The 8,638-nt window shown below is 72.1% G+C and carries 10 protein-coding genes, 1 tRNA gene and 1 pseudogene; all 12 read left to right on the top strand.

The genetic code is table 11. The annotated features are described in order from the left end of the window. On the top strand, positions 1–618 hold a 618-nt coding region (locus G6030_RS10975; RefSeq protein WP_182643147.1), incomplete at its 5' end, for a tyrosine-type recombinase/integrase. 92 nt (positions 619–710) lie between these two features. Beyond that, the gene (locus tag G6030_RS10970; RefSeq protein ID WP_182643148.1) at positions 711–1,586 is read left to right on the top strand and encodes a ParA family protein; all 876 of its coding nucleotides are present in this window, start codon (positions 711–713) and stop codon (positions 1,584–1,586) included. 7 nt (positions 1,587–1,593) lie between these two features. Then, the gene (locus G6030_RS10965; protein WP_182643146.1) at positions 1,594–2,448 is read left to right on the top strand and encodes a segregation/condensation protein A; all 855 of its coding nucleotides are present in this window, start codon (positions 1,594–1,596) and stop codon (positions 2,446–2,448) included. 44 nt (positions 2,449–2,492) lie between these two features. After that, complete coding sequence (gene scpB, locus G6030_RS10960) at positions 2,493–3,167, top strand: SMC-Scp complex subunit ScpB (RefSeq protein WP_232303045.1); 675 nt, start codon at positions 2,493–2,495, stop codon at positions 3,165–3,167. Between the two features lie 40 nt (positions 3,168–3,207). After that, positions 3,208–3,933 (top strand): annotated as a pseudogene (locus G6030_RS10955) (pseudouridine synthase); the annotation flags it as partial. Then, the gene (gene cmk, locus G6030_RS10950) at positions 3,930–4,676 is read left to right on the top strand and encodes a (d)CMP kinase (RefSeq protein WP_182643144.1); all 747 of its coding nucleotides are present in this window, start codon (positions 3,930–3,932) and stop codon (positions 4,674–4,676) included. The pseudogene G6030_RS10955 and the gene cmk, both read left to right, overlap by 4 nt. Positions 4,677–4,705: 29 nt before the next feature. Further along, on the top strand, positions 4,706–6,139 hold the full coding sequence (gene der / locus G6030_RS10945; RefSeq protein ID WP_050797149.1) for a ribosome biogenesis GTPase Der: 1,434 nt from the start codon (positions 4,706–4,708) through the stop codon (positions 6,137–6,139). Between the two features lie 73 nt (positions 6,140–6,212). Then, a tRNA-Pro gene (locus G6030_RS10940) sits at positions 6,213–6,286 on the top strand. Between the two features lie 177 nt (positions 6,287–6,463). Then, positions 6,464–7,090, top strand: coding sequence for a DUF4178 domain-containing protein (locus G6030_RS10935; RefSeq protein WP_182643143.1), 627 nt, complete (start codon positions 6,464–6,466; stop codon positions 7,088–7,090). After that, on the top strand, positions 7,087–7,665 hold the full coding sequence (locus tag G6030_RS10930) for a DUF2617 family protein (RefSeq protein ID WP_182643142.1): 579 nt from the start codon (positions 7,087–7,089) through the stop codon (positions 7,663–7,665). Before G6030_RS10935 ends, G6030_RS10930 begins: the two co-directional genes overlap by 4 nt. Then, positions 7,662–8,081 (top strand): DUF4247 domain-containing protein, encoded by a 420-nt coding sequence (locus G6030_RS10925; protein WP_007629043.1) that lies wholly within the window; start codon positions 7,662–7,664, stop codon positions 8,079–8,081. The genes G6030_RS10930 and G6030_RS10925 overlap by 4 nt, the downstream gene beginning before the upstream one ends. 44 nt (positions 8,082–8,125) lie before the next feature. Continuing rightward, positions 8,126–8,578 carry a DUF350 domain-containing protein gene (locus G6030_RS10920; RefSeq protein WP_182643141.1) on the top strand — a complete coding sequence of 151 codons (453 nt, stop codon included), beginning with the start codon at positions 8,126–8,128 and terminating at the stop codon, positions 8,576–8,578. Positions 8,579–8,638 lie beyond the last annotated feature (60 nt).

Raw genomic sequence — 8,638 nt, 5'->3', positions numbered from 1 at the left:
GCCCCGCCGCGGCCGCCGCGCCGGCTGCCCAAGGCGCTGCCCGTCGACCGGATGATCGCCGTGATCGAGGCGGCGGGTGACACGGGCGTCGACACCGACCCGGCGCGACTGCGGGACCGGGCGATGCTCGAACTGCTCTACGCGACCGGTGCCCGCGCCGCCGAGCTGATCGGTCTGGACGTGGACGACCTCGACAGCCTGGACCACCCCGACGGCGGGACGGTCATCCTGCGCGGCAAGGGCGGCAAGGAACGCCTCGTCCCCGTGGGCCGCCCGGCGTGCGAGGCGGTGGGCGCCTACCTCACGCGCGCTCGGCCCGCACTGGCGAAGCGAGGCGGACCCGCGTTGTTCCTCAACACGCGCGGCGGCCGCATCTCGCGGCAGACCCTGTGGAACGTGGTCTCGGCGACCGCGGCGCGCGCGGGCGTGACGCAGGAGGTGTCCCCGCACTCGTTCCGGCATTCGTTCGCCACCCACCTGCTCGACGGCGGAGCGGACATCCGCGTGGTGCAGGAGCTGCTGGGACACGCCTCGGTCACCACCACGCAGGTGTACACCCTCGTCACGGTCGACACGCTCCGCGAGGTCTGGGCCGAGTGCCACCCCCGCGCACGGTAACGTGACCGTGGGTACGGCGCGGGCCGCGAGACAGGCGGGTCCGGGTGAGACGGTGACGAGAGGAGACGCGGGTGGCGCAGGACACTGGGGCGATGGATCCCGCGTTGTTCTCGCGCGCGGAGCTGCTGGGCGCGGACGACCCCGCCGCCGGTGAGGGCTTCTCCGCGATCCCCGAGCCCGAGCCCCTGACCACCCACGGGCCCGCCGTGGTGGTGTCGATGTGCAACCAGAAGGGCGGCGTCGGCAAGACCACCAGCACCATCAACCTCGCCGCCGCGCTCGCCGAGTACGGGCGTCGCGTGCTCGTGGTGGACCTCGACCCCCAGGGCGCGCTGTCGGCCGGCCTGGGCATCCCGCACCACCAGCTCGACCTGACCGTCTACAACCTGCTCGTGGACAACTCCGTGTCCACCGAGGAGGTCCTGGTCCGGACGCGCGTCGAGGGCGTGGACCTCATCCCCGCGAACATCGACCTGTCGGCCGCCGAGATCCAGCTGGTCAACGAGGTGGGGCGCGAGCAGGCCCTGGGCCGGGCGCTGTACCCGGTCCTCGACCGCTACGACTACGTGCTGATCGACTGCCAGCCGTCGCTGGGCCTGCTCACGGTCAACGCGCTGGCCTGTTCGGACGGGGTGCTCATCCCCATGGAGTGCGAGTACTTCTCCCTGCGCGGGCTCGCCCTGCTCACGGACACGATCGACAAGGTCCGCGACCGGATCAACCCGCGGCTGCACCTGACCGGCATCCTCATCACGATGTTCGACCGGCGCACGGTCCACGCCCGCGACGTCCTGGGCCGGGTGGTCGAGGTGTTCGGCGACAAGGTCTTCGACACGCTCGTGACCCGCACGGTCCGCTTCCCGGAGACCACCGTCGCCGGGGAACCGATCACCACGTGGGCCCCGAGGTCCGCGGGTGCCCAGGCCTACCGTGCCCTGGCGCGCGAGGTCATCCAACGCGGCAGGTGAGCGCGCGGTGACCGGGGCGGGGGCGCGGTCCCCTGAGCGGGACGACGCCGGGGACACCACCGCCCCGGAGGCCGGCGACCCGCGGGCGTTCACCGTCCACCTCACGAACTTCACGGGCCCGTTCGACCTGCTCCTGGGGCTCATCGACTCGCGCAGGCTGGACGTCACCGAGGTCGCGCTCCACGCCGTGACCGACGAGTTCATCGCCCACACGCGCCGGCTGGGCGAGGAGGCGGGGCTGGAGGAGGTCACCGAGTTCCTCGTGGTGGCGGCGACGCTGCTGGACCTCAAGACCGCGCGGCTGGTGCCGTCGGGGGAGGTGCAGGACCCCGAGGACCTGGCGCTGCTGCAGGCCCGCGACATGCTGTTCGCGCGGTTGCTGCAGTTCCGGGCGTTCAGACGGGTGGCGGAGCTGTTCGCCGAGCTCGACCGGACCGCGCGGCACTCGTATCCCCGGACCGCCGAGCCGGACGAGGAGTTCCTCGGACTGCTGCCCGAGGTCGAGTTGGGGGTGGATCCGGAGCAGTTCGCCACCATTGCCGCGGTGGCGTTCCGGCCGCGGCCGGTGGAGGAGGTGGGGGTGGGGCACGTCCACGCCCCCGTGGTCTCGGTCCCCGAGCAGGCCGCCCGCGTCCTCGAGCTGCTGCGGTTCCACGGCGAGGGCCGGTGGGTGGATTTCCGCGAACTGATCTCGGGTTGTGACGACTCCCTCGTCGTCGTCGCCAGGTTCCTCGCCCTGTTGGAGTTGTACCGGGCGCGCGCGGTCGCGCTCTCCCAGGACGAGGCGCTGGGGGAGTTGTCGGTGAGCTGGACCGGCGGCGAGGCCGACGAGGTGACGAGGGGGAGGGACGAGTGGACGTGAGTGGTGACGTGGGCGCTCCCGGCGACGTGGGTCGGGTGGGCGCGGTGGGACCGGACGGCGACGACGACGAGCCCGGTGGCCCCGGAACGGACGTCCCGCCCCTGCGGGCGCGGCTCGAGGCCCTGTTGCTCGTGGTGGACCAGCCGACGGCGGAGAACGCGCTGGCGGCGGCCGCCGGGTCCACGGTCACGGAGGTCGAGGCGGAGTTGCAGGCGTGGCGCGAGGAGCTCACCGCGGCGGGCAGCGGGATCGACCTGAGACGCACCGGTGACGGCTGGCGCCTCTACACGCGTCGCGAGCTGGCGCCGTACGTCGAGCGGCTCCTCACGGACGGGACGAGCTCCCGGCTGACCCGCGCCGCGTTGGAGACCCTCGCGGTGATCGCCTACCGCCAGCCGGTGACCCGCTCCCGCATCGCGGCGGTCCGCGGCGTCAACGTCGACGGCGTCATGCGGACCCTCGTGGCGCGCGGACTGGCCGTCGAATGCGGCACCGACGCCGACACCGGGGGCATGCTGTATAGGACGACGGAACTATTTCTGGAAAGATTGGGGCTCGCGTCGCTCGACGAGCTGCCGGACATCGCCCCGCTGCTACCGGATGTCGACCTGGTCGACGAGATGAGCGACGACCCCGCGGAGGATCCGCGGATCCCCCTGGGGCGGCGCCGCGCGGCGGCGCCCGAACCCACCCCCCGAGACGACGACGAAGAGATGTGACTCACCCATGACTGAATCCGCTGGCCGAGACGGCGCACCGGTCCGCCTGCAGAAGATCCTGGCGCAGGCCGGGGTCGCCTCCCGCCGGGCCTCCGAGGACCTCATCGCCCGTGGGCGGGTGGAGGTCGACGGCAAGATCGTGCGCGAGATGGGCGTCAAGGTCGATCCCGCCACCGCCGTGATCCGCGTCGACGGCACCCGGATCGTGCTCGACGACACCCTCGTGCACCTCGCGCTCAACAAGCCCCGCGGGTACCACACGACCATGTCCGATGAGATGGGGCGGCCCTGCGTGGGCGACCTCGTGGCCGACCGCATCGACGCCGGGCAGCGCCTGTTCCACGTCGGCCGCCTCGACGCCGACACCGAGGGCCTGCTCCTGGTGACCAACGACGGCGAGCTGGCGCACCGCCTCATGCACCCGTCGTACGAGGTGTCCAAGACGTACATGGCGACCGTCACCGGCGTGGTCGGCAAGGGCATCGGCAAGCAGCTGCGCGAGGGCGTCGAGCTCGAGGACGGTCCGGCGAAGGTCGACCAGTTCTCGCTCCTCGATGTCCACGACGGGCGGTCGCTGGTCAAGGTCGTGCTCCACGAGGGGCGCAAGCACATCGTCCGTCGGCTGCTCGCCGAGGTCGGCTACCCGGTCGAGTCACTCGTCCGGACCCGCTTCGGCTCGGTCGCGCTCGGCGACCAGCGCGCGGGCACCTTCCGCAAGCTCAACCGCAAAGAGGTCTCCGACCTGTACGAGGCGGTGGGCCTGTGAGCGCCGTTCCCGCCTCCGCCTCCGCGACGGGGCCCGCGCCGCGTCGCCGTATCGCCATCGACGGGCCGGCCGGTACCGGTAAGTCCACGCTTGCCCGGACGCTGGCGCGCCGGCTCGGCGGTGCCTACCTCGACACCGGCGCCATGTACCGGGTCGCCACCCTGCAGGTCCTGCGCGCCGGGATCGACCCCGAGGACTCCGCCGCCGTCATCGCCGCGACCGCGGATCTCCCCCTGGAGATCGGCACCGACGCCGGCGCCGAGTGCGTCCTGCTCCGCGGCGAGGACGTGAGCGAGGAGATCCGCACCGCCCGCGTCACCGCGGCCGTCTCCGCGGTGTCGGCCGTGCCGGAGGTGCGTGAGAACCTCGTCCGGCTCCAACGGCGCCTGGCGTCCGACGGCGGCACGGTCGTCCTCGAGGGCCGGGACATCGGCACCGTCGTCCTGCCGGACGCCGAGGTGAAGATCTACCTCACCGCCAGCCCGGAGGTCCGCGCGCGCCGCCGTACCGACCAGGACCGGGCCGCCGGACGCGCGGCCGACTACGACGAGGTGCTCGCCTCCGTCATCGAGCGCGACCGCAAGGACTCCACGCGCGCCGCGAGCCCGCTGCGGCCGGCCGCCGACGCGGTCGTCATCGACACCTCCGACCTCACCCTCGACGAGGTGCTCGACCGGTTGGTCGCGCTCGCCGAGGGCACCCACGCGTCGCACGGCGCCACCGCAGAAGGGAACGCACAGTGACGAGCAACGAGGACACCACCGACTTCGACCTGCCGACCGGCCCCGGCGAGGAGACCGTCGAGGACGCCTGGAACGACGACACCGACTGGGACGCGGTCGCCGCGGAGTTCGCCGACGAGATCGGGGCGGTGACCGAAGGCGTGGAGATCCTCCCCACCGTCGCGATCGTCGGCCGCCCCAACGTCGGTAAGTCCACCCTGGTCAACCGGATCATCGGCCGCCGCGAGGCCGTGGTCGAGGATGTCCCGGGCGTAACGCGCGACCGCGTCTCCTACGAGGCGCTGTGGAACGGCCGGACCTTCATGGTCCAGGACACCGGCGGCTGGGAGCAGGACGCCAAGGGCATGCACCGCTCGATCGCCCAGCAGGCCGAGATCGCCATGGGGACCGCCGACCTCATCGTGCTGGTCTGTGACGGCACCGTGGGGATCACCGCGGCCGACGAGACGGTGGCCAGGAGTCTGCGCCGCTCCGACACCCCGGTGATCCTCGCCGTCAACAAGGTCGACAGCGACAAGGCCGAGTTGGAGGCCGCCGAGTTCTGGGGCCTCGGCCTCGACCAGCCCTACGCCATCTCCGCGGCACACGGGCGCGGCACCGCCGACCTGCTCGACGAGATCCTGAGGCAGCTGCCCTCCAAGGCGAGGATGCGCGAGGCGGCCGACGTGCCGCGCCGGGTGGCCCTGGTGGGCAAGCCCAACGTGGGCAAGTCGAGCCTGCTCAACAAGCTCACGGGCGAGGACCGCGCCGTGGTCGACAACGTCGCCGGCACCACGGTCGACCCCGTCGACTCGCTGGTCGAGCTCGGGGGCCGCACGTGGCGGTTCGTCGACACGGCCGGGCTGCGGCGCAAGGTCAACCAGGCCTACGGGCACGAGTACTACGCCTCGCTGCGCACCCGCGGTGCGATCGAGGCCGCCGAGGTCGTGGTGCTGCTCCTCGACGCCTCCGAGCCCATCACCGAGCAGGACCTGCGGGTGATCTCCATGGTCGCCGACGCCGGGCGCGCGCTGGTGATCGCGTTCAACAAGTGGGATCTCGTCGACGAGGACCGCCGCTACGACCTGGACAAGGAGATCGACCGCGAGCTGTCACGGGTCCTCTCCTGGGCGCACCGTGTCAACATCTCCGCCAAGACGGGCCGTGCGCTGGCGAAGCTGGTGCCGGCGATGGAGACCGCGCTCGACTCGTGGGACAAGCGGATCCCCACCGGGCCGCTCAACACCTGGATGAACGAGGTCGTCGCGGCGACGCCGCCGCCCATGCGCGGCGGGCGTCTGCCACGCATCCGGTTCTGCACGCAGGCCACCACCCGGCCGCCGACATTCGTGTTCTTCTCCACGGGATTCCTCGAGGCCGGCTACCGCCGGTTCCTCGAGCGTCGACTGCGTGAGACGTTCGGTTTCGACGGGTCCCCGGTGCGGGTCAACGTCCGCGTCAAGGAGCGTCGACAGCGCAAGTGACCAGGCGATTTCGGTACGGGCGAGTGGGTGCGCTAGTCTGATCCAGTCGCCGCGCGAGCCGCGGAGACGGTGACGGGCTGTGGCGCAGCTTGGTAGCGCACTTGACTGGGGGTCAAGGGGTCGCAGGTTCAAATCCTGTCAGCCCGACACGAGGATCAGGGCCGGTTTCCCGAGAGGGGAGCCGGCCCTGAGTCCATTCCGGAGAAGCGGAGTCGCCGCGCGGGAACCGGGCGCCTCCCACGGAGCCGGGTGGGTTAGCCTTTCCTCGTCACGAAGCGGCGGCCCGGGTCGACCGTCAGTCATCGATCCAGGAGTGGATGCGCGGTGGGAGAGCTACTCGTCATAGTGGGGCTCGTGGTCGCGGTGATCGCGATCATCGGGATCATCGCCAAGGCCCGGGGCGGGAACAGGCCCGCTACGGCCGCGCCCCGCCGCGACCCGCTCGCCGCCGACCAGCCGATCCACGGCTTCGGGCCGCGCGAGCTCGGCCCCGGCGCGATCGTCGCCTACGGCGGTATCGACTACGTTGTGCGCGGATCGATCACCCTGCGTCAGGGCCCGTACGTCTGGTGGGAGCACCTCCTCGAGGGCGGGGACGGTGCGCAGTGGCTCGGTGTCGAGGAGGACGAGGGAACCCTCGAGCTGACCTGGTGGACCACCCGGAAGGGCCTCGGCGTCAGCCCCGGAGCCGAGGTGATCGTCGACGACCGTGTCCATCGTCTCGAGGAGTCGGGCGAGGCGGAGTACTCGTGCGAGGGGACCACCGGCCTGCCCGAGCGTGGTCGGATGCGCTACCAGGACATGCGGACCGGGGACGGCAGTTCGCTGCTGTCGTTCGAGAACTGGGACGGGGCGGGCTGGGAGGTCTCGTCCGGCCGCCCGATGTCCCGGGGCGAGCTGACCGTCTACCCGGCGCCCCCCGCGGCCGGCGACCCGGACTACAGGCGGTGACCGTGCACGACCTCGTCGCGGAACCGAGCGACGTCGCGGCCGCCGCGCTCGGCTACCGGGTCGGCGTGGCGCCCGAGCGGGACGCCCTCGTCTCGACCGTCCTCGAACACCCGGTGCACGACATCGCTCTACGCCTGTCGATCCTCGGCGCGTCGCACGCCGTGACGCTCGTGATCGACGGACGCGACGCGATGACCGAGGAGGTGTCCTGCCGCGCGACGACCGCCGGGGGCGCGCCGTTGCCGGCCGAGGGGTCCTGCCCCGGCCCGTGGGGTGTGCACCACCTGCGCGGGGCCACCGAGACGCTCTCCGCCGACGCCTTCGGAGAACTGGTGGATCGTCTGACCGCGCTCGCGGCGACGGAGCCGACCGTGCTCGCGGGGCGCTTCCCGGGCTCTGAGGGGGCGCTCACGGTGGTGGCCCCCACGCCGGACGACACGGGCTGGTCGTGGGACACCTGGCACCTCTACCCGGCGGGCGAGGACTCCGCCGGCGACGGTGGTGGTGACGTCGTCGCCACCACGTCCCGTGTGGTTGTCGCCGGGCTGAGCGCGGCGGTGGAGGTGGCCTCGTGAAGCGCTATCGCGGGTGGATCATCGCGCTCGTCGCCGGACTGTGCGCGGTCCTGCTGGGCCTCGTGCTGGTGGGGGCCGGCCAGAACGCCGTGCGCTACGTGCGGGAGAACTACACCCCGGTCGCCGGTGCCTCCCAGACCTACGAGTGCCGGGGCGACCGGGACGCCACGGCGAAGGACATCAGCGACCACGAACGGCCGGACGCCGACCAGCTGAACGAGGACACCCGGTACCTGCGGTACGGGGACGACATGATCGTCATCGGCCGGTCCGGCGATCTCGCCTGTCGCGTTCAGCTCGACGAGAACTCCCGCACGCTCCGTTCCGGAGGCTTCATCTTCCTCGGCGGCGCTTTCGGGCCCGGCAGCCCGGCCCGGTCCGCCGGGGGGAGCTCCGGCGGGGTCGGCGCGAAGTGACCCACGAGACGCCCACCCACGAACCGAACCCCCAAGGAGACACGGTGATCATCGCCGCCGGACCCGCCGACCACGTACCCGAACTCCTGGACGGGATAGGGGTGTCGCTGGCCTACTTCGGCGTCGGCGCCCTGGTCCTGACGCTCGGCTTCGTCATGCTCGACCTGCTGACGCCCGGCAGCCTGCGCCACCACGTCTTCGTCGACCACCGCCCCAACGCCGCCGCGCTGTTCGCCGCCTCGGCTATCTCCCTCGCGATCATCGTCGTCACCGTCATGACCAACGCTTCGGACTCCCTGGTCCTGGGGCTGATCGACGTCGCCGTCTACGGCCTGCTCGGGGTGATCTTCCAGGCTGTCACCCTGGTGATCCTGGAACTGCTGGTCCCCGGCAGATTCCGGGACCTCGTCAGCGCGCCGCGGTTCAGCACCGCCGCGCTCGCCGTCGCGGCCACGCTCCTCGCCGTCGCCGCCGTGAACGCGGCCGCCATTGCCTGACGAGGTCGGCACGGCGGCCACCGTGCCGACCGGGGCGGACCACGCCGGACAGCCCGCGTC

The sequence above is a fragment of the Dietzia sp. E1 genome (assembly GCF_014145015.1).
GTDB classification, from domain to species: domain Bacteria; phylum Actinomycetota; class Actinomycetes; order Mycobacteriales; family Mycobacteriaceae; genus Dietzia; species Dietzia cinnamea_A.
The sequence above is the reverse complement of the archived record's forward strand: the minus strand, read 5'-3'. Positions and strand labels throughout refer to the sequence as shown.